We start from the raw sequence: 20,260 nt of genomic DNA, 5'->3' as shown, positions 1-20,260 counted from the left end.
TATGAAAATCCAAATAAAAATCAGTTCGACAATCCGGATAAAAGGGCCTCTTGACCCGGAGTTGGAGGCGTTCCTCAAGCGCAGGTTGACGCTAGTCAATCCGGTTTGGCTGGAAAATCAAAAGTTCGGCAGGTACAATTACGGGGTGAAAAAACACCTCCAATATTATTGGAAGCGGGGGGACGTAACATCCATGCCAAGGGGGTTCGCCAGGCAATTGCTCACCTGGCTGTCGCGCTCCGGCCTCGACTACGAAATGGTGGATGAAACCCGCGAACTGCCGGAAGTCCAGTACGGATTCATGGGGGAGTTGTATGGATTTCAACAGGAGGCCGCCCAACGCATTTTGTCCCGCCGGTTCGGCGTGGCCCGCATGCCCACAGGCGCGGGAAAAACCATCCTGGCTTTATACTGCATCAGCGAACGGGCCCAGCCCGCCGTAGTCATCGTCCACACCAAGGAACTGCTCTACCAGTGGAAGGAGCGGGCCCTGGATTTTCTGGACATCAGGGAGCAGGACATCGGCCTCGTCGGGGACGGCAAAAAGCAGTTTGACCGCAGCCTGACCATCTGCGTGGTCAACTCGCTGTATAAATGCGCCGCTCAGATGAAAAAAAAGACCGGCCATTTGATCGTGGACGAATGCCACCGCATTCCCTCCCGCAGCTTTACCGTGGCGGTCAAGGCCTTTGACAGCAAATACATGCTGGGGCTTTCGGCCACGCCTTTTCGCAGGGACGGCCTGACCCCGCTCATTCCCATGTACATCGGGGACCCGGTTTGCGAAGTCAACCCCATGGACCTTCAGGACAAAGGGAAAATCTCCCGGGCTAAACTGGTGGTGCGCAAAACCAACTTTGACTATCCCTACGAGGATGACTACCACCAGATGATTTCCATTCTGGTGGACGACGGAGACCGAAACAGGCTCATCGCCCGCGACGCCGTGGAGTTTCATTGCCAGGGGAGCGGGACCGCCCTGGTGGTCTCGGACCGGAAAAGCCACTGCCGCAAGCTGGCGGCGCTCATGGCGGACAAGGGCGCCAGGGTGGGCGTGCTCACCGGAGATCTGCCGGATATCAAACGCAAGGAAATCGTGCGGCAGGTCAACGAAGGCGAGGTGGACATTCTGGTGGCCACGATCCAGTTGATCGGGGAGGGCTTTGACTGCCCTTCGCTTTCGGCCCTGTTCATGGCCACGCCGGTCAAGTTCACGGGCAGGGTGCTCCAGGTCGTCGGCCGCGTGCTCAGAGCCCAAAAAGGCAAGGAGCAAGCCGCGGTGTTCGACTACGTGGACAAGCCCGGAGTCTTACAGGCCTCTTTTCAATCCCGCATGGAGGCCTATCGCCAGTTGGGCCTGAAGGGGCAAAGCCCTTTGCGATTCTGCTCATAATACCTTGCAAAAAGCCGTGCAGACCATGACAATCCATATGTTGGAGTAATGGGTTCTTTGTGGTATGATAGGTGTCCAATCGGACGGAACCTTCCGTAAATTCGATCAGCTTCGGAACTGCTACTGCTCGGGACCTTGATATCAAGAGGGCTGCTTCAATGAGTGAAAATATCAAATACATGGTTGTTATTACGGGAAAAGCGCTGCCAGGCCACAACATCGCCAACGTCAGGAACAACGTGGCCTTGCGGTTTAATATGCAGGACGCCAGGGTGGATAAAATGTTTTCGGGCAGGCCCGTCGCCGTAAAAAGAAACATGGACCTGGAGGCCGCCAAAAAATTCAAGGATGTGTTCGCCCAACTGGGCGCCGAATGCCTGGTTATGGAGGAAAAGTCCGCCCAGGGTCAGCCTGCCCCCAAAAAGCAGCCGAAAAAAGCCGGCCCGCCGCCCAAGTCTCCGGAAGAGCTTCGGAAAGAAATTTTCGCCGGCAAGGTGAAAAAACAGTTCGAGCACCTGGACGCCCAATACGTCAAAGTGGGATTCCAATCCGGCTTTGAAAAAATGTCCGTGGTTTTCTCCATCCTCATGGTTCTGGCAATCGCCGGAATCGGCGCCGCCTGGCATCTATTGCCTCAAGTCACATGGTACATGGCGGTTCCGGGCATGCTCCTGGCCCTGATTATCTTCAGCCTGCCGCTCATGAAAAGCCAGCAGGGATTTTTGAAAAAGGCCGTCGCCGCCCTGGTGGATAAAAACGCCGAAGACCTGGCTTTTTCCCTGGCCTGCCTGGACTCCTGGCTGGACAGGATGGACAACCAGCGTCACGCCAAACTCATCCGCAAGGAATTGGACAAGGTCATTGGCAGGCACAGCGACCAGATGGAAAAAATGATGGATTACGCATACAACATCGCCGAGGTCGTACAGAAGATGGAGGAGGAAGAGGCCAAAGCCCGGGAAATCCTTCCCGCGCCGCCGGAACCGAAAGCAGAGGCGCCGCAAGAGGCTGGGGAGGAAAACGCCGAACAAGCCCTTGAGCCTCCGCCCGCGCCCAACCCCGCCAAGAAAAAGAAAAAAGCCAAATAGCTTTTGGTCAAAGGTCCGGCGACCGCCCCCCCGTATTCCGCCGTCGACCATCAGGAAGTTCATCTTGGGGACCGCGACCTCCTCGACCCTTTTGGATGAGGGTCTGTGCAGGTGTTTGAGTTCCTTTTTGCAGCCGATTTTGTTCACGCATCCATTTCCTTTAATTCTCTATATCCTCAGACGCAATCCCCGCTTCAGGGACCTCCGGCCGGGATTGGATGACCAGCGTGCTGGAGCCGCGATTTTCCGGGCTGTGGGATTTGATCGGCGGGATGGCCTCATGCCGTTTATGCCCGGAGCCGCCGTTTTTCCAGGACTCTCGCATATCCATTTTCACGCCGTCCATTACGTCGGCGTCCAGTTCCAAAAGCATGGGGCCGTATCCTGTTTCCCGGTAAATGACTAGGGAATTCCCCGGCCGGTCCCGTTCCTCTTCCGCCAGGGTTATGGAGACAAAAGCTCCGCAGACGTCGAAAAAAAGCGGAATTTTATCCTGAGAGACCAAATGATAGGCGCGGATGAATTGGGAGGCCGGGTCTTGGGCGTTCGCCGGCATTGGGAGTGCGGCGAGGAGAAACAGAAAAATGATAAGCCTTGTTTTCATGGCGGAGGTTCGCCCTTTTCCGGTTTCAAGGCCTGGGGTTAGTTGTTTTCGAATTCCTTTTCCAGCTTTTCCTGGGCGCGGGCGAAGCAGTCGGGGCAATAGGTGGACGAGGCGTTCATTTTGGCTCTGGTGTACAGGTAATGCTCCACCGAAACCCAGGCGCCTTTTTTATCTTCCCCGCCTTGGCGGTCCCAGACCTTTTTGCACGCGGCGCACACTGGCAGGTAGTTTTCGTAAGCCTTGATTTTCCGCTGCTCCTCCTGGGATTCAAAGCACTTTTCCACCCTAAACTGAATTTCTTCCATTTCGCAGGGTTTGAGCAGGTAATCGTCCGCTTCCAGACGAATGGCTTCGATGATGGAAGGCATGTCGCCGTATCCGGTAAGGATAAGGACCTGGGTCAGGGGGGAGGTTTTTTTCGCCTTGCGCAGGATGGCGATGCCGTCCACCACGCCCATGACCAGATCGGTGATGATGAGGTCGAACTTTTGCTCGGACAAAAGGCCCAGGGCTTGGGCCGGATTGCTGATTGCGGTGATGGTGTACCCGGAAGCCGCCAAAAAGTCGCCGATGCTGTGCAGAACAAAGACGTCGTCGTCTACAAGTAGAATGGACTTTTTCGGCATGACGTACAACCCCTTGCTTTCGCGCCTTGTTTAGCATGGCCGGGCGCATGGCCTGCAATTACTGAGCGGCCGCGTTCCGGCGGTCGCGAAGATATCCTGCAATCCCTCTGATGCTGTTAAACATGAACCCTTTTTCCCGCTCCTTGACGTCGCCGGGCAAGTGGGGGTGAAGCCTCAGGCCGGGGTCTTGGGCCAGCAGGCTTTTCAGACACCGTTCTTCCAGGTCCTCGCTGGAAACGGCCATTTCCCGTTCAATAATCTGCGCCCACAATAGGACCTGGTCCTTGTGGGCGGCCAGCAGGGAGGCGCCAGCGCCCCTTACGGCCCCGTAATGGCCGTAGCAGTATATATCGTGCGGCGTTTCCATGAGGGCGTCCATGCTGCCGCAGCTTATTTCCATCAAAAAACGGGGAGGCGTAGCCGGCCTGATCCATACGCCTTTGCCGGGAACTTCATACCGGACCCCGCCGGTCTCTCCGGCGAACAAGACGCCGTCTTTGAGATAGCTGATATGATGCACCGCGTGGCCGGGAGTGTTGATCACCTTCACGCCCAGGTCCGCGAAATCATCGGAGCTGACCAGATTTTTTTCCGGGACAGGCTGGATTTGACCGTAAGCCCTGGCCGTGTCCCCCAGGGTTTTCAGGCTGCCCTGCCACAGGCGCTCCGGGTCGGCCATGTGCGGAACGGCCTTGGGGTGGCACACGACAGGCGTATCCGGAAAGCTCCGGGAAAAATCGCCGGCGCCGCCCGCATGATCGATGTGGATGTGGGTCAGGAGCAAGGCGTCCAGGCGCGTGACGTTCATTTTTTCAAGGGTTTGGACTAAAAGGGGAACGGTTGATGCGGGCCCCGGGTCCACCAAAAACGTGACGTCCCCCTGGTACAGCCAGGCGCTGATAAAGGTATGAAACCCCCGCAACGTGGGTTGATCCAAGGGTATCAGGGTAAGTTCCGGAGTAATGCGCTGCGGTTCCATGATATTTCAACACGGGAACGGAGATCAGTCCATTCCCATGGCCTTTTCCATCTTTTTAATTTCTGCAATCAGGGCTTCTTTTTCTTCTTTGCCGAGGGATTTGTCGTTCAGGCGTCTTTTCAGGCCCAAAAGGGTCATCTCGGCCCGGTAATCCTGGCATGTGTACTGTCCGGTCATACTCGTCCTGCGTCTTCCATGGCCTGCATGAACACTTTGTAAAAAAGCGTGTTTTCAGCAATGGCGCGGGTTAAAATCTTGTCTATGTCGTCTATCCCGCTGGGATTGATGGTGATGTTCACGCTTTTTGCGAACGCGGCCATGTTATCCATGGTCCTGTGATTATTGGAAACCAGCGCCACAAAAATCTTTCTCCTGGTGGATATTACCATTCTGCTTAAAAATTTCAAGACATGGTTGTTTTCCGGCTCGTCCGTATCGAACATTTCGTTCAGCACGATGATGTCAAACACATGGAAGCGCATCTGTTTGAGCGCTTCCCGGGCGGCGCCGGGTTCGGTCACCAGATATCCCAGGGAGGTAAGGGCCTCTTTGATTTTCGCCTTGTACACAGGGTCCAGTTCGCAAAGCAAGGCGGTGCGTGCGCCTTCCTCCAGGAAGTCGAAGGGCTTGTCGTCCGCGTCGTACCCGCGGGAGCTGATTTCGTCCATGAGCTTGGAGGTTTTGCCCTTCTGGGGCGGCGCCTGAGCCCCTTTGGGCGGCGCCGCGGGGGCGGCCGGGCCGTTTTGTTCGGCGTTCACCGTGATTTTCTTTTTGCATTTGGGACATCCCAAAGAAAAGGACTGCCCTTTGGGCACTTTTTCGTCCGGGATGCGGAATTGCCCCTGGCAATGCTGACATGTAATATTCATGATCCACTCCTGGGAGAACGGGGGCGGTCGGGCCCCAGGTTCAGTTTACCTTTCTGCCGTAATCCAAATCCACCTGCAGGTCTTCGATATCGGTGGTGGTCTCGCCCCGGGCGCTCTTGACGGAGTCGATGCCGCGCCCTGCAACGTCCTTATGGCTTGAGTAGGCGAGAGCCGTTTCCTCCGTAATCAGGCCCCTCTCGTAGAGGCTCACGATATAATCGTCAAAGGTGATCATGCCGAAGGCCTTGCCCTGGGTGATGATGTTGTGGAAGGTTTTGTCTTCCGATTCCCCGTGGAGGATGGCGTCCCGGACGCGCACGTTGGAGCCCATGGCCTCAAATGCGGCCACCCGGCCTCCGCCCACTTTAGGCAAAAGCCTTTGACAAACCACCCACCTTATGGTGTCGGCCAGGCGGATGCGGATTTGCTGTTCCTCTTCCGTGGAGAACATACCCAGGATGCGGTTGATGGTGTGCCCGGCGTCCACGGTGTGGATGGTGGAAAGCACCAAGTGGCCGGTTTCCGCTGCGGCCAGGCCGATTTCCACGGTTTCCCTGTCCCGCATTTCGCCCACCAGAATCACCTTGGGCGCCTGGCGCAAGGCGGCTCTCAGGCCTACGGCGAAGGATTCGAAATCCGTCCCCATTTCCCGCTGGTTAAAGGTCGCCTTTTTGTGGGGATGTTGGAATTCCACCGGGTCTTCCAGGGTGACCACATGCACCGCCTGGGTTTCGTTGATCTGGTTGAGCACGGCGGCCAGAGAGGTTGATTTACCAGAGCCCGTGGCGCCCGTAACCAGGGCGATGCCGTTCTTTTCATGGGACATCTTTAAAAATGCGGAGGGCAGATTCAACTCTTCCAATGTGGGAATTTTGGTCTCCAGCTTACGAAGAACGATGGAATAAGCGCCGCGCTGAGAAAAGATGTTGACCCTGAACCGGGCCTTGCCGGGAAGCTCGTACGACAAGTCGCACGAGCCGTCCCGCATGAGTATTCTTGAAAGCCGCCGGTCCCCGTTGATCAGGTTCATGGCGAAAATTTCGGTCTGATAGGGGGTCAGTTCCGGAATCGGCGGACTTAAATCCACCGGGGAAAGGACTCCCGAGCTCTCCACTTGAAAGGGCCTGCCCGCGGTGATGTTCAAATCAGACACGTTGTCAAAGGTGTCCAGCATCCGCGTCAGGATGTGGTCGATTTCCTGTTTTCTCATGAAAACGCTCCCTCACTCACCTGCAAAAAAATCTGTCTACGCCTCCGTGAAGTCCGCCGGCGGATGTTTGAGCAAGGGTCTGAACCTCGCCTTCTCATTAGCCTTGGCGTAGGCTTCCTCGGGATCGATTCTTCCTTTGTGGATGAGTTCCATAATGGCGTCGTCCAACAATTGCATGCCGTATTTCTTACCGGTCTGGATGGAGGAAGGAATCTGATAGGTTTTATTCTCGCGAATCAGGTTCCTGACCGCCGGAGTAGCAATTAATATTTCCAGGGCCGCACAGCGGCCTTTTTTATCCACCCGCTTGAACAAGGTTTGGGCCAGGACCGCCCTGAGTCCGTCCGCCAGGGTGGACCGGATCTGGTCCTGCTGCGTGGCCGGGAAGACTTCGATGATGCGGTCCACGGTTTTGGCGGCGCTGGTGGTATGCAGGGTTGCAAACACCAGGTGGCCTGTGGAGGCTGCTTCGATGGCCAGGGAGATGGTTTCCAGGTCGCGCATTTCGCCGACCAGAATGATGTCCGGGTCCTCGCGCAGGGCGCCGCGCAAGGCCGCGGAAAAAGTCTTGGTGTGCGCCCCCACTTCCCTGTGGTTCACGATGCAGCTTTTGGACTCGTGCACGAATTCGATGGGGTCTTCAATGGTGATGATGTGGTCCTTGCGCTGGCGATTGGCCACGTCCACGATGGAAGCCAGGGTGGTGGACTTACCCGATCCTGTAGGGCCGGTGACCAGCACAAGGCCCCTTGGGAGGCTGGCCAGCTTGGGCACGACAGGGGGCAGGCCCAATTGCTCGGCCGTGAGAATGGTCTGGGGAATTTCGCGGAAAACCGCCGCCACGCCGAATTTTTGCATGAAAAAATTGGCGCGGTAACGGGCCACCCCGGGCAGTTCGTACCCAAAGTCCAGGTCGCCGGTTTCTTCAAACACCTTGACCTTTTCCTCCGGCGTAATCTCATAAAGCATGGATCGCAGATCATCGCTGTCCAAGACCTTAAACTTGATTCTTTCCATCTCCCCCCGGATGCGTAAGGCAGGCTGCTGCCCCGATACTAGGTGAAGGTCCGAAGCGCCCTGCTCATGCATTAATTTGAAAAACGCATCAATTCTGGCCATTATCTAGCTCCTCTGCGATTTTTTGAAAACAGCGATTTTATCATCCCGGGAGTCCAAGGCCTGGCTCTCTTCCCGGTTGATATCCAAAATCTTCTTATGCGCTGCTAAAACTCCGCGGATGCGGGCGTCCAATAAAGCCCGCTGCCGCTTAAGCTCCGTTATGTCGTCTTTGACCTTTGCATAGGATTGATGTGCGCGGTTGATGATGTCCTCCGCCTTTATCTCCGCCTGGGAGACAATCAACTCCGCTTCCTTTTTGGCGTTCTCCTCCATGCCCTCCATAACCTGTCTGGAATGAAGGATGCTGTCCCGGAATCCCTCCTCGCGCTCTTTGTATCCTCGCACTTCCGCCTTCAGCAAGGCTTGCGCCTCCTGGAGCCCGCGGTTTTCCAGAACCAGCTCCTCCATCGCCAGGGAAACCGTTTCCAAAAAACTTTCCACCTGATTGGAATCCAGCCCCCACAGACTGCGTTTGAACTCCTGCTTTTGTATCTCCATGGGGGTGATCTTCATAAGCGCCTCCTCCTTATGGATAACAAGTCCGTCAGCAAGACCCTATTCTATCAGTGCAGAAGCCTGAAGGCCAAGGACCGGAGGCTTTGCACGAAGAAATTCTGGAGAAAGACGATGGCGAATATTACCACCACAGGCGAAAAATCAATGCCCGAAAAGCTCACCGGCAAGTAGCGCCGGACCTGTCTTAACACAGGCTCGGTCACATTGTTGATGAAACGGACAATGGGGTTGTAGGGGTCGGGATTTACCCAGGATAATATGGCCCCAATGATTAAAATGTACATGTAAAGGGTCAGGGCCAGGTCTGCCACGATGGCTAGTGCGTTGATGAAGTGACCAATAACAAACATTAATTTTCATTCCTTGTGCCGATATTAGAAATCCAGCCATGCCGGACGCCGCAACGCTCAATTTCCCCTCGCGTGCTTCAGGATACCCCTGGAAAGATGAACAGGTCAAGCTAGGCTATACGTCCAATATAGTAGTAGATAATACTAGCGTAGAAAAGTCAAGATACAATCAGTCCAGTAACCCGATTGTGACAAGCATTACGCGAATACGCCTGCAAATCATTCGCCGGTCCTGAAGATTGGCCCCCTGAGGGCCCGTTATGAGCGAACAAAGTTCACCCGCCCGGCCGCAGCATTCCGGGGCAAAAGCCATAATCCCCTTGCCTCTGATTCGTAAAAATGCTTGACAACGACCGGGCGCATGCTTTATATGTCCATGCTTTACCGGGCGACCGGCCGTGGAGGCCCTCGCCCTTGCCGCCGGAAAACTTCGCCGAAGGAACAGGCCCGTCAAAACGCCGCCTGGAGGCGCTTCGGCCACAATACATTTTGCAGGAGAATTCTCATGGCTTTACCGAAACATAAAAAATCCAAGTCCAAACGCGACAAACGCCGCACCCATCAAAAACTGACGGCGCCCAACGTAGTTAGCTGCCCTCAGTGCGGAGACCCCAAGCTCCCCCATCATATCTGCCCGAGCTGCGGAACCTACAAAGGCCGCACTCTGATTGAGACAGACTGATTAAGCATTTGAGTTGGGTCATATCTTAATGATTTGCGTCGCCTGACCGGCGGTTTCGTCAGGCGGAAATCCCACCGGCGCATCCGATGCCTGTACTGTACTCTTTCTTCGCGCCCAAAGGATCGAGTGATTAAGATATGACCCTTTTTTCGCCTGCCCTGTCCACTTGTTTGAGCTCACCCGGTCCGCTGAATCGTTAGGATGCCAAAATCCGTTTTTGGGATTTAATTAAGGAGACGGCGCGGATGTCCAACACAAAATGTAGCTCCCAGGGTTCAACCGGCTGCAGAAAAACGCCCTTTCCGCGTTTTTTCGTTCTATTGCGGGCGGGCCTGCTTTGCGGCTTTTGTCCGGCCTCCCGAAAAAGCATCGGTTTCTGCATCTCTCTCCGTCCTCTTTTCATCGAGCCATTCAACCGCGCCAGAATTTCGGGAATCCCCACCCCCTCGCACCGAACAATTGCGCACAGGGCCTGGCCCCGGCTTGACAGGCGGAAAGCATGTTGCTCTAATCATCCCTTGGCTTCAATTCCACGCATACAATTAATCTCGTAGGAGACGATTATGGATAAAGAATCCCAAGTTGTTGTCGTTACAGGCGGCTCTCAAGGCATTGGCCGGGCTATCGCCCTGCGTTTCGCCGGCCAGGGCGCATCCGTTTATTTTTGCCATTACGATCCGGACGACTCGGAATCCAAAAAGACGGAGAAGCTCCTGGCCGAGGCGGGCGGCCAAGGCAAAGGCTATAAAGTGAATGTGGCTGACAAGGATGAAGTGAAGGCCTTTTTCAAGGCATTGGTCCAGGAAGCCGGCCGCATTGATGTGCTGGTCAATAACGCGGGCATTACCAAAGACGGCTTCGCCGTCCGGATGAAGGAGCAGGACTGGGACGCCGTGGTGGACATTAACCTCAAAGGGACCTTCTTTTGCATTCAGGAGGCCGCCCGGGCCATGATGAAGCAAAAACAGGGCAGGATTATTAATATTTCCTCCGTCGTCGGCGCCATGGGAAATCCCACCCAGGCCAATTACGCCGCCTCCAAAGCCGGAGTCATGGGCCTGACAAAAGCCATGGCAAAGGAACTGGCTTCCCGGGGAATATTGGTGAACGCCGTGGCGCCCGGGTATATCAACACCCAGATGACCGATATCCTTTCCGACGAGGTTAAGCAGGCTTTTATCGACGCTACGCCTTTGGGAAAAATGGGCGAGCCGGAAGACGTTGCAGCGGCCGTGGAGTTTCTGGCTTCGGAGAACTCCCGTTACATCACCGGCCAGGTGCTGCATGTGAACGGCGGAATGTACATGTAACAAGGAAAAAGGCGCTTATAAGCCGTTATTTTAACCCCTAAAGCCGCTGTCCGGCGCCCGGAACCCAGGCAAAGGCCATTCGCCATAAGTTGTATGCTTGATTTTTCCGGTGCAACATATATAGTGGCAGGAAAAAAACCATCGCAAGGCGTCCCATTAAAAATGGCGCCGTGAAAGCAAGGAGGTTTGATTACCATGTCTTTGGAAGAAAAAGTAAAAAACATAATCGTGGATAAACTGGGCGTGGAGCCCGATGAAGTTGTGGAAGAAGCATCTTTTGTGGACGACCTGGGCGCCGATTCCCTGGACCTGGTTGAACTGATTATGAGCATGGAAGAAACCTTTGACCTGGAAATCTCCGACGAAGAAGCGGAAAAAATCCTCAAGGTCAAGGACGCCATCGAATATATCAAAGCGCACACCTAAAAAAACGCGCAGGACGGGGCCGCGGGTCAGCCTGTACGCCCCCGTCCCAAAACATCCGGCAGGAGTTTGAATGAATACCTGCACACCCGAAATTGTGGTCACCGGCCTGGGTATGGTTACGCCCCTGGGCGTCGGCGTGGAGTCAACTTGGTCCGCCCTTTGCCAGGGGAAGTCCGGCGTAGGCCCCATCACCCGCTTTGACACATCCGGCTTTAAGACCACCATAGCCGCTGAGGTGAAGGACTTTAACGCCGAAGACTTCATGAGCAAAAAGGAGGCCCGGAAGGCGGAGCGTTTTATCGCCTACATCATCGCGGCTTCCAAAATGGCTCTGGATGACGCGGGGCTTGTCATTGACTCGGGCAACGCCGAAAGAGTGGGCGTGTTTACGGGCTGCGGCCTGGGCGGCCTCCAGACCATGGAGGAAAGCCGCGATGTCATTGTGAATCGCGGTCCCGGCCGGGTTAGCCCTTTTTTCATCCCCATGCTTATCGGCAATATGGGGCCCGGCCTCATCGCCATCCACTTCGGCGCCAAAGGCCCCAACTGCAGCGTGGCCACGGCCTGCGCCGCAGGCACCCACTCCGTGGGGGAAGCCATGCGCATTCTTCAGCACGGCCAGGCGGACGCCATGATCACCGGCGGCGTGGAATCGGTTATCACGCCCCTGTGCATTGCGGGTTTCAACTCCATGAAAGCCCTGTCCACCCGGAACAGCGAGCCGGAAAAGGCCTCCCGGCCCTTTGACAAGGAACGGGATGGATTTGTGGTGGGGGAAGGCGCAGGAATTCTCATCCTGGAAACCAGGGAGCACGCGGAAAAGCGCGGCGCCCGCATTTACGCAACCCTTGCGGGTTACGGCATGTCCGGCGATGCGTACCACATGACCGCGCCCTCCCCGGAAGGGGAAGGCATGGCCCGGTGCATGAAAAGCGCCATAGAGGACGCCGGCCTGCCTTTGGAAGCCGTCGACTACATCAACGCCCACGGCACCTCCACCCAATTCAACGACCTGTGCGAAACCCAGGCCGTCAAGTCTCTGTTTGGAGAGCACGCTTACAAGCTGGCTATAAGCTCCACCAAGTCCATGACAGGCCATTTGCTTGGAGGCGCCGGAGGCGTGGAATCGGTATTCACCGCTTTGACGGTGTATCATGACCTTATTCCGCCGACCATCAACCAGGAATCCCCGGACCCTGAATGCGACCTGGATTATGTGCCTAACCAGGCCAGGAAGCAGGTGGTCAATGCGGCCATGAACAACTCTTTTGGATTCGGAGGCACCAACGCCTCCGTTATCATGAAAAAGTTTAAAGCATAGCAAGGCGCAAACGTTTAATTTTTTTGCAAGCTCTTCATTTGCAGGCTTGTTATATCCAAAATATTTTGGTACCGGTTTCTTGTTGCAGCAAGAACCATTTTGTTGAAAAGGGAGCAAACCTTTGGATCTGGAAACCATTAGAAAAGTTGACCCTGAGGCGGCGAAAGCCATCGAGCAGGAATTGGACAGGCAGCAGTTCACCTTGGAGCTGATCGCCTCGGAGAATATCGCCAGCCCGGCCGTCATGGCCGCTCAGGGCAGCGTAATGACCAACAAATACGCGGAAGGGTATCCCGGCCACCGATATTACGGCGGATGCGAGTTCGTGGACGTGGCCGAAAACCTCGCCAGGGACAGAGCCAAGGAATTGTTTCAGGCCGATTACGCCAACGTGCAGCCCCATTCGGGATCCCAAGCCAACATGGGCGTTTACTTCGCCCTGCTGGAGCCCGGAGACACCGTGCTTGGCATGGACCTCTCCCACGGCGGCCACCTTACTCACGGCAGCCCGGTCAGCTTTTCCGGCCGCATTTTCAACTTCGTCCATTACGGCGTCAAGGAAGAAACCGGAACCATCGATTACGACCAGGTTCGCTCCCTGGCAAAGGAACATAAGCCCAAGCTGATCGTGGCGGGCGCCAGCGCCTATCCCAGGATCATCGACTTTCCCCAACTGGAAAAGATTGCCAAGGAAGCCGGCGCATACCTTATGGTGGACATGGCTCACATCGCAGGCCTGGTGGCGGCCGGAGAGCATCCCTCCCCCCTGCCTTATGCAGACGTTGTGACCACCACGACCCATAAAACCCTGCGCGGCCCCCGGGGCGGCATGATCTTGTCCAACAAAGGATTCGGCAAAAAACTGTCCAGCCAGATTTTCCCCGGCATCCAGGGCGGACCGCTCATGCACGTCATCGCCGCCAAGGCCGTGGCTTTTAAAGAAGCCCTAACCCCCGAATTCAAGGCGTATCAGCAGCAAGTAGTCAAAAACGCCGCCTGCCTGGCCAAATGCCTCATGGACAACGGCGTGGACCTGGTCTCCGGCGGAACGGACAACCACATGATGCTCCTTAACCTCACCAACCTTGGCATTACCGGCAAGGAAGCGGAAGGTCTGGTGGAGCAGGCCGGCATTACGGTTAACAAGAACACCATCCCCTTTGATAAAAATGGGCCGGCCGTCACCAGCGGCATCAGGGTGGGAACGCCGACCATTACCAGCAGGGGCATGAAAGAGCCGGAAATGGAGCTCATCGCCGATTGCCTGGCGAACGTTTTGAAAAATCCCCAGGATCAGGCTTTGATAGAAAGCACGAGAGCCAAGGTCAGGGACCTTTGCCAATCTTTCCCCATTTACGCATAGCTTTCAGGGAGGAAAGGGATGAAATGCCCCTATTGCGGTGAAACTGAAGATAAAGTCATAGACTCCAGGCAAGGCAAGGAGGCTGATGTAATTCGTCGCCGCAGGGAGTGCTTGTCCTGCTCCCGCCGTTTTACCACCTACGAAAAGGTGGAGGACATGCCTTTGGTCATCATCAAAAAGGACGGCCGGAGAGAGGTCTTTAACGGGGAAAAAGTGCGGGCCGGCATGCTCCGGGCATGCGAAAAGCGCAATATCAGCGTCCATGTGATCGATGAGTTTATCGAACAACTGGAACGGGATTTGCGCGAAACCGGCGAAAAGGAAGTTCCCTCCCACGAAGTGGGCGAGGCCATCATGAACAAGCTGCACGAACTGGACGACGTGGCTTACGTCCGCTTCGCCTCGGTGTACAGGGAGTTCAAGCACGTAAACGACTTTATTTCCGAACTCAAGTACCTGCTTAAGCAGCAGCAAAAGGGCGGCAAGTAACAGCCCGGCGGTTTGGACGATTTTTTTTTCGGGGGGTAACCGGATTACGGTCCCCCCTGTTCTTTTTTTACAAGGGCGCAATGAAAAAACAGGACACCCAATACATGCGCCAGGCTTTGGCCCTGGCTGAAAAGGGAACGGGAAGCACGTCGCCCAACCCCATGGTGGGCGCGATCATTGTCAAGGACGGCAAGGTAATCGGCCAGGGCTGGCATAAAAAGGCCGGCGGACCTCACGCCGAAATCTTCGCCCTGGAGGAAGCCGGAGCGGACGCCAAAGGCGCGACCATGTACGTCACCCTGGAGCCATGCAACCACCACGGCAAAACTCCGCCCTGCTCCCACGCCGTACTTAAGCAGGGAATCGCCAAGGTGATCGCCGCCATGAAAGATCCCAATCCCAAAGCCCAGGGCGGCCTGGAATACCTCCAGGAAAACGGCGTGGAAACCCAATGGGGCGTCTGCGAAGCCGAAGCCCGGAGGCTCAACGAATTTTTCATCAAGCACGTCACCACCGGCAGGCCCTTTGTGGTCTGCAAATGCGCCGCCACCCTGGACGGCCGGATAGCCACGCGCATAGGCGACTCCAAATGGATCACCGGCGAAGAGTCCCGGGCCTGCGTCCACAAAATGCGCCACGCCATGGACGCCATCCTGGTGGGAATCAATACGGTCCGCATGGACGACCCCAGCCTCACGGCCCGCCTGGAAGACGGCGAAGGAAACGATCCTTTGCGGGTCATCCTGGACAGCCGCCTATCCATGGATCCCAACGCCAAAATGTTGCGCCAGGATTCTGATTCTGGTACATTGATTTTTTGCGGCCCCCAGGCGCCTGAGGCAAAACGGGAGGCTCTGGTAAAAGCGGGCGCAGAAATTGTGGAAGCGCCTGAAATGAGCGGGTTTTTAAACCTGGATTTCATTTGCCGCCACCTTGGCGAAAAGGGCTTGAACAGCCTGCTGATTGAAGGCGGCGGCCATGTGCATTCATCCGCCCTGAAATCAGGCGTGGTGGACAAGGTCTGCTTGTTTTACGCCCCGAAAATTTTGTGCGGCGACGATGGAGTTCCCATGTTTGCAGGCCCAGGGCCTGACTTTATGGCCGACTCCATAGCTTTGAAGGACATTACCCTGCACCGTTTCGGAAACGACTTTATGGTGGAGGGATATGTCATGGATCTTTTTGATGAACGGGACTGATAATACGCCATGTTTACAGGAATCATAGAAGGCCTGGGAACCCTCAAGCGCATTAACAAGGGCCGGGGCGTCACCATGCAGATTCAGGCGGATTTCGACCTGACCGGCGTCAAACTGGGCGACAGCATCGCCGTTTCCGGAACATGCCTCACCGCCACCCGCCTGGACGGCTCAACCTTTGACGTGGACGTATCCCCCGAGACCATCAGCCGCTCCATCCTCCATTGGGCCAAGCCCGGCGACAGGGTGAACCTGGAAAGGGCGCTTACTTTCGCCTCCCGCCTGGACGGCCATCTGGTGCAGGGGCACGTGGACGGCATAGCCACGGTGTCTTCCGTTAAGGCGGACTCCAACGCCATCCTGTACTCCTTTGAGGCGCCTCCCAGTCTCACCTATTACATGGTGGAAAAAGGGTCGGTTGCCATTGACGGAATCAGCCTTACTATTAACCAAAGGTCTGATACCGGCTTTTCCGTTAGCATCATACCGCATACCGCAAAAATCACGACCATCGGACTGCGCAAGCCCGGCGACCGTGTAAATATAGAAACCGATATAATCGGGAAATATGTGGAACACTTTTTATCCGCAACTAGAGGAGAGGCGGATAAGAACTCCCAAATGCCGGGCATTAACATGGAGTTACTTGCCAAGAACGGCTTTTTATAAGAGGCAGACATGGCTAAAATCAGCATTGAGCAGGCAATCAAGGAAATCAAGGAAGGCAAGATGGTCATCCTGGTGGATGACGAAGACAGGGAAAACGAAGGGGACCTGGCAATCGCAGCCGAATTTGTAACCCCGGAAGTGATCAACTTTATGGCGAAATACGGCCGCGGCCTTATTTGCCTTTCCCTTACCAAGGCTAAAGCCGACATTCTGGATCTTCAACCCATGGTCGGCAACAATACCTCGCCTTACCAGACAGGCTTCACCGTGTCCATCGAAGCCAGATGCGGCGTCACCACGGGCATCTCGGCGGCTGACAGGGCCACCACCATCCAGACCGCTATAGCAGACGACTCCAAGGCCGAAGACCTTGTGCGCCCTGGTCATATATTCCCGCTCCGCGCCCGTAACGGCGGAGTCATCGTCCGCGCAGGCCAAACCGAAGGCTCCGTGGACCTGGCCCGTTTGGCCGGCTGCAAGCCCGCCGGCGTCATCTGCGAAATCATGAAAGACGACGGCACCATGGCCCGCATGCCCGACCTGGAGGTTTTCAGCGAGGAGCACGGCATTAACATCTGCACCATCGCCGACCTCATCGAATACCGCATGAGCAAGGAATCCTTTGTGCGCAGAGCCGCCGAAGCCAATCTGCCCACGTCCTACGGCGGAGACTTTAAAGTCATCGTTTACGAAAACGACGTGGACGAATACCTGAACATCGCCCTGGTCAAGGGAGACATCAACCCCGACGAGCCCACCCTGGTGCGTGTGCACTCCGAATGCCTCACCGGCGACATCTTCGGATCCCAACGCTGCGACTGCGGCGACCAGCTTCAGGAAGCCATGAGAATGGTCAACGAAGAAGGCAAAGGCGTCATCATTTATGTTCGCCAGGAAGGCCGCGGCATCGGCCTGGTCAACAAAATCAAGGCCTACGCGCTGCAGGACGGCGGCCTGGACACCGTGGAAGCCAACGAAAAGCTGGGCTTCAAAGCCGACCAGCGCAACTACGGCATCGGCGCCCAGGTGCTGGTGGACCTGGGAGTGCGCAAAATGAAGCTCATGACCAACAATCCCAAAAAAATGGTCGGCCTCCAGGGCTACGGCCTGAGCATTGTGGAGCAGGTGCCCCTGGCCGTGCGCCCCAACTGCCACAACAAAGACTACCTGGAATGCAAGGCTTTGAAAATGGGCCATTTGCTGGACGTGGAATCTTATAAATAAAACAGGGAGACGTCCCTGCCTAAAAAACTTAACCGGATCGCGTTTTCGGATAACAGGAGGAACACTATGCCGCGCATGATAGAGGGAACGCTCTCAGCGGAAGGCAAACGCTTTGGAATCATCGTAGCCAGATTCAACGATTTCATCTCTGACAGGCTGCTGGGCGGCGCGCTGGACGCGCTCATGAGGTCCGGGGCTGCAGACGAGAACATCGAAGTCGCCAAGGTGCCCGGGGCTTTTGAAATCCCCCTGATCGCCGATAAGATGGCTAAAAGCGGCAAGTACGACGCACTCATCTGCCTGGGCGCCGTCATTCGCGGCTCCACGCCCCATTTCGACTATGTATGCGCAGAAGCCTCCAAAGGCATCGCCCATGTCAGCCTTGGCGCAGGCATCCCCGTCATGTTCGGCATTCTGACCACCGACACCATCGAGCAGGCCATTGAGCGCGCCGGGACCAAGGCCGGCAACAAAGGCTGGGACGTGGCCATGGGCGCCATCGAAATGGTCAACCTTGCGGAGCAGTTCAAATAATTCTATGGGAAAAAGACGCAGGGCAAGGGAGCTTGCGCTCCAATCATTATTTTACGTGGACTCAACCTCAGCCCCCCCGCTGGAGGCCTTGGATCTGTTTTGCCAAAACTTTCCGCCTCCCAAGGATTTGGCCCGGTTCTTTTATGAACTGGCCAAAGGGGTGATTGAAAAACGGGATGAGATTGACCGCCTTATTGAACAGCATTCCAACAATTGGAAACTGTACCGCATGTCGGCCGTGGACCTGAACCTCATGCGCATTGCCGCTTATGAATTTCTGTTCTGCCCCGACGTACCCCGCCGGGTGTCCATCAACGAGGCCATAGACATCGGCAAACGCTTTGGCACGGCCGAGTCCGGCGCCTTCATCAACGGCATCCTGGACAGCATCCATCTGCATCTGGGCAAGGAAGAAAAGGCCGGAAAGAAAAAATAGGATTTTTCAATAATCAAATATAAAAGGGGCGTCTTCCGTCAGGAAAACGCCCCTTTGTTGTTTTGCTTTTTCAGCCAAAGCTACTTGAGCTTGCCGATCACGCTGCTTGCGATGGTATTCTTCTGGATTTCCTTGGTTCCTTCGTAAATTTCCGTGATCTTGGCGTCACGATAGAACCGTTCCACGTCATACTCACGCATGTAGCCGTAACCGCCCAAAAGCTGTATGGCTTCGTCCGCCACTTCCACGGCAGTGCGGGCGGCGAACATCTTGGCCATGGAGGTCAGCTTGGGATCAATCTTGCCCTGGTCGTAGTTCCATGCAGCCTTGTAAGTCATAAGGCGGGCGAGTTCGACCTTGGTGGCCATATCGGCCAGCTTGTGCTGGGTGATCTGGAACTGGGCCAGCTTTTTGCCGAACTGCTCGCGCTGTTTGACGTATTCCACGGCCCGGTCCAAAGCGCCCTGCGCGGTTCCCAGAGCCTGCGCAGCGATGAGGATGCGGCTTTCGTCAAAGAATTCCAGGACTTGATAAAAGCCCTTGCCTTCCACGCCGATGAGGTTTTCCTTGGGTACGCGAACGTCCTTGAAAACAACCTCTGCCGTATCCATCATGCGGATGCCCAATTTATCGCCCACGGAAGTGGTGCTCACGCCTTCCCTGTCAGCTTCCACCAGTATCATGCTAAGACCGCGGTATCCGGGCTTGGCGTCCGGGTCAGTCTGGCACAGGGTGCAGAAAAAGCCGGCGAGGTTGCCGTTGGTGATAAATATTTTGGTCCCGTTAATCACCCATTCATCGCCGTCCAGGACCGCAGTGGTGTCCATGCCGGTGATGTCGGAGCCGTGTCCGGGTTCGGTGAAAGCGCCTGCGGACAGGGTTTCGGCTTCCGCTACCTTGGGCAGCCATTTTTCCTTCTGGGCGTCAGAGCCGAAACGCAGTATGATTTCAGAGGCGAAGCCGGCCAAAATCAGGCAGGCGCCAATGCTGGAATCGCCGCGGCACAGTTCCTCGGCGACCAGAATATTTTCCAGCACGCCGTAACCCATTCCGGAATATTTTTCAGGAAAATGGAGGCCGATGAAGCCAAGCTCTCCAGCCTTCTTCCAAATTTTTGTGGGGTACTCGTGTTTGGCGTCCAGTTCCCTGGCAAGCTCCATATCGAATTCGCCTTTGGCAAACTCCCTGGCAGCCTTTTGCAGGTCCAGCTGTTCTTTATTTAAAGAAAAATCCATTGAAACACTCCCCTCCTAATTAGGATTGATTAGCCCTTCATTTCTTCGAGCTTTTCTTGCATTTCGGGCATGATTTCCAGGATGTCGCCCACAATGCCCACGTCCGCCACCTGGAAGATGGGAGCCTTGGGGTTCTTGTTCACGGCCACGATGAAAGGATTGCCCTTCAAGCCGCCCAAGTGCTGGAAGGCGCCGGAGATGCCCATGGCCATGTAAACCTTGGGCTTGACCGTCTGGCCGGAGGTGCCCACCTGACGGGCGTGCTCCAACCACTTGGAGTCGACAATCGGACGGGAGCAGGATACGTCCGCGCCCATGATCTTGGCCAGGTCAAAAGCCACTTCCAGGTTGTCCTCGCTCTCGATGCCGCGGCCGATGGACAAAAGCACTTCGCTCTTGGTGATGTCCACGTCGCCCACTTCGGCGGCCACGGTTTCCAGATACTTGCGGCCCACCGCCGGAACGTCGGCTGCCTTCTCTTCCACGGCTCCGCCTGCTCCGCCCGCTTCGTCGCCCGCGAAGGCGCCCGGACGCACCGTGATCACGGCGCCGCCGGATACGTCGGCGTCCATCTTGGCGTAAACCTGGCCGGAGTATTCCTGGCGGACGGCGGTCAGC

General features: G+C 55.9%; 24 protein-coding genes. 13 read left to right on the top strand and 11 right to left on the bottom strand.

The features are described from left to right. Position 1: 1 nt before the first annotated feature. The gene (locus BUE18_RS22280) at positions 2–1,393 is read left to right on the top strand and encodes a DEAD/DEAH box helicase (protein WP_073478372.1); all 1,392 of its coding nucleotides are present in this window, start codon (positions 2–4) and stop codon (positions 1,391–1,393) included. Between the two features lie 158 nt (positions 1,394–1,551). Further along, positions 1,552–2,481 carry a hypothetical protein gene (locus BUE18_RS28065; RefSeq protein WP_073478371.1) on the top strand — a complete coding sequence of 310 codons (930 nt, stop codon included), beginning with the start codon at positions 1,552–1,554 and terminating at the stop codon, positions 2,479–2,481. A 160-nt stretch (positions 2,482–2,641) separates the two neighbouring features. Here BUE18_RS28065 and BUE18_RS22270 read toward each other — a convergent pair whose 3' ends face one another. From BUE18_RS22270 to BUE18_RS22235, 9 genes are read right to left on the bottom strand one after another with little or no spacing between them, the layout of a single operon-like run. Beyond that, complete coding sequence (locus BUE18_RS22270; protein ID WP_073478370.1) at positions 2,642–3,085, bottom strand: hypothetical protein; 444 nt, start codon at positions 3,083–3,085, stop codon at positions 2,642–2,644. Between the two features lie 38 nt (positions 3,086–3,123). Next, positions 3,124–3,711 carry a response regulator gene (locus BUE18_RS22265; protein WP_073478369.1) on the bottom strand — a complete coding sequence of 196 codons (588 nt, stop codon included), beginning with the start codon at positions 3,709–3,711 and terminating at the stop codon, positions 3,124–3,126. Between the two features lie 58 nt (positions 3,712–3,769). Then, positions 3,770–4,690, bottom strand: a complete 921-nt coding sequence (locus BUE18_RS22260) for an MBL fold metallo-hydrolase (protein WP_073478368.1) — start codon at positions 4,688–4,690, stop codon at positions 3,770–3,772. Positions 4,691–4,714: 24 nt separating this feature from the next. Then, on the bottom strand, positions 4,715–4,867 hold the full coding sequence (locus BUE18_RS28060; RefSeq protein ID WP_015948047.1) for a hypothetical protein: 153 nt from the start codon (positions 4,865–4,867) through the stop codon (positions 4,715–4,717). Beyond that, on the bottom strand, positions 4,864–5,559 hold the full coding sequence (locus BUE18_RS22255; RefSeq protein ID WP_073478367.1) for a zinc-ribbon domain-containing protein: 696 nt from the start codon (positions 5,557–5,559) through the stop codon (positions 4,864–4,866). Before BUE18_RS22255 ends, BUE18_RS28060 begins: the two co-directional genes overlap by 4 nt. Before the next feature lie 40 nt (positions 5,560–5,599). Next, positions 5,600–6,769, bottom strand: a complete 1,170-nt coding sequence (locus BUE18_RS22250; protein ID WP_073478366.1) for a type IV pilus twitching motility protein PilT — start codon at positions 6,767–6,769, stop codon at positions 5,600–5,602. 36 nt (positions 6,770–6,805) lie between these two features. After that, positions 6,806–7,888, bottom strand: a complete 1,083-nt coding sequence (locus BUE18_RS22245; protein WP_015948050.1) for a type IV pilus twitching motility protein PilT — start codon at positions 7,886–7,888, stop codon at positions 6,806–6,808. Between the two features lie 3 nt (positions 7,889–7,891). Beyond that, the gene (locus BUE18_RS22240; protein ID WP_073478365.1) at positions 7,892–8,401 is read right to left on the bottom strand and encodes a DivIVA domain-containing protein; all 510 of its coding nucleotides are present in this window, start codon (positions 8,399–8,401) and stop codon (positions 7,892–7,894) included. A gap of 50 nt (positions 8,402–8,451) precedes the next feature. Next, a complete protein-coding gene (locus BUE18_RS22235) occupies positions 8,452–8,754 on the bottom strand; it encodes a YggT family protein (protein ID WP_073478364.1) in 303 nt (100 codons plus the stop codon). Between the two features lie 505 nt (positions 8,755–9,259). On the opposite strand from BUE18_RS22235, the gene rpmF reads away from it, so the two are divergent. The 11 genes from rpmF (at position 9,260) to nusB (ending at position 18,407) form a co-directional block, all read left to right on the top strand. Continuing rightward, positions 9,260–9,436, top strand: coding sequence for a 50S ribosomal protein L32 (rpmF, locus tag BUE18_RS22230; RefSeq protein WP_015948053.1), 177 nt, complete (start codon positions 9,260–9,262; stop codon positions 9,434–9,436). A 563-nt stretch (positions 9,437–9,999) separates the two neighbouring features. After that, a complete protein-coding gene (gene fabG / locus BUE18_RS22220) occupies positions 10,000–10,746 on the top strand; it encodes a 3-oxoacyl-[acyl-carrier-protein] reductase (protein WP_073478362.1) in 747 nt (248 codons plus the stop codon). Between the two features lie 195 nt (positions 10,747–10,941). Then, complete coding sequence (gene acpP, locus BUE18_RS22215) at positions 10,942–11,172, top strand: acyl carrier protein (protein ID WP_073478361.1); 231 nt, start codon at positions 10,942–10,944, stop codon at positions 11,170–11,172. A gap of 70 nt (positions 11,173–11,242) precedes the next feature. Next, complete coding sequence (gene fabF / locus BUE18_RS22210; RefSeq protein WP_073478360.1) at positions 11,243–12,493, top strand: beta-ketoacyl-ACP synthase II; 1,251 nt, start codon at positions 11,243–11,245, stop codon at positions 12,491–12,493. 121 nt (positions 12,494–12,614) lie between these two features. Beyond that, a complete protein-coding gene (gene glyA / locus BUE18_RS22205; protein ID WP_073478359.1) occupies positions 12,615–13,856 on the top strand; it encodes a serine hydroxymethyltransferase in 1,242 nt (413 codons plus the stop codon). 18 nt (positions 13,857–13,874) lie between these two features. Next, the gene (nrdR, locus tag BUE18_RS22200; RefSeq protein ID WP_073478358.1) at positions 13,875–14,345 is read left to right on the top strand and encodes a transcriptional regulator NrdR; all 471 of its coding nucleotides are present in this window, start codon (positions 13,875–13,877) and stop codon (positions 14,343–14,345) included. A gap of 80 nt (positions 14,346–14,425) precedes the next feature. After that, the gene (ribD, locus tag BUE18_RS22195; RefSeq protein WP_073478357.1) at positions 14,426–15,544 is read left to right on the top strand and encodes a bifunctional diaminohydroxyphosphoribosylaminopyrimidine deaminase/5-amino-6-(5-phosphoribosylamino)uracil reductase RibD; all 1,119 of its coding nucleotides are present in this window, start codon (positions 14,426–14,428) and stop codon (positions 15,542–15,544) included. A 9-nt stretch (positions 15,545–15,553) separates the two neighbouring features. Then, positions 15,554–16,213: a riboflavin synthase gene (locus BUE18_RS22190; protein WP_073478356.1), complete on the top strand. Its 660-nt coding sequence runs from the start codon at positions 15,554–15,556 to the stop codon at positions 16,211–16,213. A 9-nt stretch (positions 16,214–16,222) separates the two neighbouring features. Next, positions 16,223–17,437 (top strand): bifunctional 3,4-dihydroxy-2-butanone-4-phosphate synthase/GTP cyclohydrolase II, encoded by a 1,215-nt coding sequence (locus tag BUE18_RS22185; protein ID WP_073478355.1) that lies wholly within the window; start codon positions 16,223–16,225, stop codon positions 17,435–17,437. A gap of 66 nt (positions 17,438–17,503) precedes the next feature. Further along, positions 17,504–17,971, top strand: a complete 468-nt coding sequence (gene ribH / locus BUE18_RS22180) for a 6,7-dimethyl-8-ribityllumazine synthase (protein ID WP_015948063.1) — start codon at positions 17,504–17,506, stop codon at positions 17,969–17,971. 4 nt (positions 17,972–17,975) lie between these two features. Further along, on the top strand, positions 17,976–18,407 hold the full coding sequence (gene nusB, locus BUE18_RS22175; protein WP_073478354.1) for a transcription antitermination factor NusB: 432 nt from the start codon (positions 17,976–17,978) through the stop codon (positions 18,405–18,407). 80 nt (positions 18,408–18,487) lie between these two features. On the opposite strand, the gene BUE18_RS22170 is transcribed toward nusB, so the two are convergent. Together BUE18_RS22170 and BUE18_RS22165 are read right to left on the bottom strand one after the other, a co-directional pair. Further along, a complete protein-coding gene (locus tag BUE18_RS22170; RefSeq protein ID WP_073478353.1) occupies positions 18,488–19,642 on the bottom strand; it encodes an acyl-CoA dehydrogenase family protein in 1,155 nt (384 codons plus the stop codon). 29 nt (positions 19,643–19,671) lie between these two features. Next, positions 19,672–20,260, bottom strand: a 589-nt coding sequence (locus tag BUE18_RS22165; RefSeq protein WP_139264858.1) for an electron transfer flavoprotein subunit alpha/FixB family protein, incomplete at its 5' end; no start/stop codon positions are given.

Origin of the sequence: Desulfatibacillum alkenivorans DSM 16219 (genome assembly GCF_900142135.1) — a bacterium.
Classification (GTDB): Bacteria; Desulfobacterota; Desulfobacteria; order Desulfobacterales; family Desulfatibacillaceae; genus Desulfatibacillum; species Desulfatibacillum alkenivorans.
The sequence above is the reverse complement of the archived record's forward strand: the minus strand, read 5'-3'. Positions and strand labels throughout refer to the sequence as shown.

Bases quoted from the DNA above. Each gene is read 5' to 3' on its own strand.
- BUE18_RS22280 (WP_073478372.1), top strand. From the start codon at position 2: ATGAAAATCCAAATAAAAATCAGTTCGACAATCCGGATAAAAGGGCCT.
- BUE18_RS28065 (WP_073478371.1), top strand. From the start codon at position 1,552: ATGAGTGAAAATATCAAATACATGGTTGTTATTACGGGAAAAGCGCTG.
- BUE18_RS22270 (WP_073478370.1), bottom strand. From the start codon at position 3,085: ATGAAAACAAGGCTTATCATTTTTCTGTTTCTCCTCGCCGCACTCCCA.
- BUE18_RS22265 (WP_073478369.1), bottom strand. From the start codon at position 3,711: ATGCCGAAAAAGTCCATTCTACTTGTAGACGACGACGTCTTTGTTCTG.
- BUE18_RS22260 (WP_073478368.1), bottom strand. From the start codon at position 4,690: ATGGAACCGCAGCGCATTACTCCGGAACTTACCCTGATACCCTTGGAT.
- BUE18_RS28060 (WP_015948047.1), bottom strand. From the start codon at position 4,867: ATGACCGGACAGTACACATGCCAGGATTACCGGGCCGAGATGACCCTT.
- BUE18_RS22255 (WP_073478367.1), bottom strand. From the start codon at position 5,559: ATGAATATTACATGTCAGCATTGCCAGGGGCAATTCCGCATCCCGGAC.
- BUE18_RS22250 (WP_073478366.1), bottom strand. From the start codon at position 6,769: ATGAGAAAACAGGAAATCGACCACATCCTGACGCGGATGCTGGACACC.
- BUE18_RS22245 (WP_015948050.1), bottom strand. From the start codon at position 7,888: ATGGCCAGAATTGATGCGTTTTTCAAATTAATGCATGAGCAGGGCGCT.
- BUE18_RS22240 (WP_073478365.1), bottom strand. From the start codon at position 8,401: ATGAAGATCACCCCCATGGAGATACAAAAGCAGGAGTTCAAACGCAGT.
- BUE18_RS22235 (WP_073478364.1), bottom strand. From the start codon at position 8,754: ATGTTTGTTATTGGTCACTTCATCAACGCACTAGCCATCGTGGCAGAC.
- rpmF (WP_015948053.1), top strand. From the start codon at position 9,260: ATGGCTTTACCGAAACATAAAAAATCCAAGTCCAAACGCGACAAACGC.
- fabG (WP_073478362.1), top strand. From the start codon at position 10,000: ATGGATAAAGAATCCCAAGTTGTTGTCGTTACAGGCGGCTCTCAAGGC.
- acpP (WP_073478361.1), top strand. From the start codon at position 10,942: ATGTCTTTGGAAGAAAAAGTAAAAAACATAATCGTGGATAAACTGGGC.
- fabF (WP_073478360.1), top strand. From the start codon at position 11,243: ATGAATACCTGCACACCCGAAATTGTGGTCACCGGCCTGGGTATGGTT.
- nrdR (WP_073478358.1), top strand. From the start codon at position 13,875: ATGAAATGCCCCTATTGCGGTGAAACTGAAGATAAAGTCATAGACTCC.
- ribD (WP_073478357.1), top strand. From the start codon at position 14,426: ATGAAAAAACAGGACACCCAATACATGCGCCAGGCTTTGGCCCTGGCT.
- BUE18_RS22190 (WP_073478356.1), top strand. From the start codon at position 15,554: ATGTTTACAGGAATCATAGAAGGCCTGGGAACCCTCAAGCGCATTAAC.
- BUE18_RS22185 (WP_073478355.1), top strand. From the start codon at position 16,223: ATGGCTAAAATCAGCATTGAGCAGGCAATCAAGGAAATCAAGGAAGGC.
- ribH (WP_015948063.1), top strand. From the start codon at position 17,504: ATGCCGCGCATGATAGAGGGAACGCTCTCAGCGGAAGGCAAACGCTTT.
- nusB (WP_073478354.1), top strand. From the start codon at position 17,976: ATGGGAAAAAGACGCAGGGCAAGGGAGCTTGCGCTCCAATCATTATTT.
- BUE18_RS22170 (WP_073478353.1), bottom strand. From the start codon at position 19,642: ATGGATTTTTCTTTAAATAAAGAACAGCTGGACCTGCAAAAGGCTGCC.